This is a genomic window from Actinomadura sp. 9N215 (genome assembly GCF_044326345.1).
Classification (GTDB): domain Bacteria; phylum Actinomycetota; class Actinomycetes; order Streptosporangiales; family Streptosporangiaceae; genus Spirillospora.
The window spans coordinates 1-1,059 of sequence record NZ_JBIRBA010000072.1; the positions used below are offsets into that span (position 1 = coordinate 1).

The 1,059-nt window shown below is 69.6% G+C and carries 2 protein-coding genes; both read right to left on the bottom strand.

Features of this window, described 5'->3' with window-relative positions; translation table 11 throughout:
• Positions 1 to 4: 4 nt before the first annotated feature.
• Positions 5 to 772: a GAF and ANTAR domain-containing protein gene (locus tag ACH34T_RS44570; RefSeq protein WP_396027090.1), complete on the bottom strand. Its 768-nt coding sequence runs from the start codon at positions 770 to 772 to the stop codon at positions 5 to 7.
• 92 nt (positions 773 to 864) lie between these two features.
• Positions 865 to 1,059: ANTAR domain-containing protein (locus tag ACH34T_RS44575; protein WP_396027091.1), on the bottom strand; the 195-nt coding region annotated here is incomplete at its 5' end.

Consider the following 1,059-nt stretch of genomic DNA (forward strand, 5'->3'; position numbering starts at 1 on the left):
GCGGTCAGGTCTGGTCGGCGCGACGGCTGGGATCGTGGGGTGGGCGCAGGGAGTTCACCACGGCGGGGTCGTCGTCGATGACGGCCTGGGCGAGGTCGGCGAGTTTGCGGTTGGTGTTGCGCGCCTGGGTGCGCAGAGCGGTGAAGGCCTGATCGAGTGAGGTCTGGTGGCGTTCGGCGAGCATGCCCTTGGCCTGCTCGATGATCACGCGGCTGTTGAGGGCGATCTGCAGTTGCTGGGACAGCAGTTCATGTTCGCGGGCCGCGCGTTCGCCCAGGATGCCGATGGTGGCCACGTCGGCCATCGCCTGCCCCAGCCCCTGGATCGTGGACGCCTCGTCGGCGGCCAGGACGGCGGAGGGGGCGGTGAACAGGTTCATCGCGCCGATGATCCGCTCGCGCATCCGCATCGGCAACGCCAGGACCCCACCGTAACCGGCGTCGAGGGCCGCGGCGGTGAACAGCGGCCACTGGGCGGCTTCGGCGGCCAGGTCGGCGGCCCTGACGGGCCGGCCGGTGGCGAAGCAGTCCAGGCAGGGGCCCTGCCGGGATTGGAGCTGGAACAACTCCAGCAGCCGGGTCTGTTCGCTGGAGGCCGCGATCACCTGCAGCTCGTCGGCCTGGTCGGTGAGCAGGATCCCGGCCGCCTCCACCTCCAGCAGCTCCACGCAGCGCTCGGCCAGCCGGTGCAGGAACTCGATCAGATCGAAGTCGGCCACCAGGGTGTCGGCCAGCTCGACGAACACCTCAGCGAGTCGTTGTTGCTGTGGCATGGCTGCTCAGTCCATTTCCTTGGCCCAGTGGCTGGGGTGTCCTGTCGTGTGACGCCGTCTATCGGTAGGCATTGTGTCGATCCATCGTGTCGTCAGCTGTCGGGGAAGTCGTCGGGGTGAAACCGCAGCCGCCGGTCCACCACCTGGCGGGCCAGCCGGGCCAGCGGGACACCATCGGTGAAGGCGCGGGCGCGCAACGCCGCGAACGCGTCCTGCAGACCTATGCCGAGCTGGACCGCGACCATCCCGGTCGCCTGGTACACCTCGATCCGGCCCTCGCCGGGCCC

Coding starts and splice junctions, on each gene's coding strand:
- ACH34T_RS44570 (WP_396027090.1), bottom strand. CDS start 772: ATGCCACAGCAACAACGACTCGCTGAGGTGTTCGTCGAGCTGGCCGAC.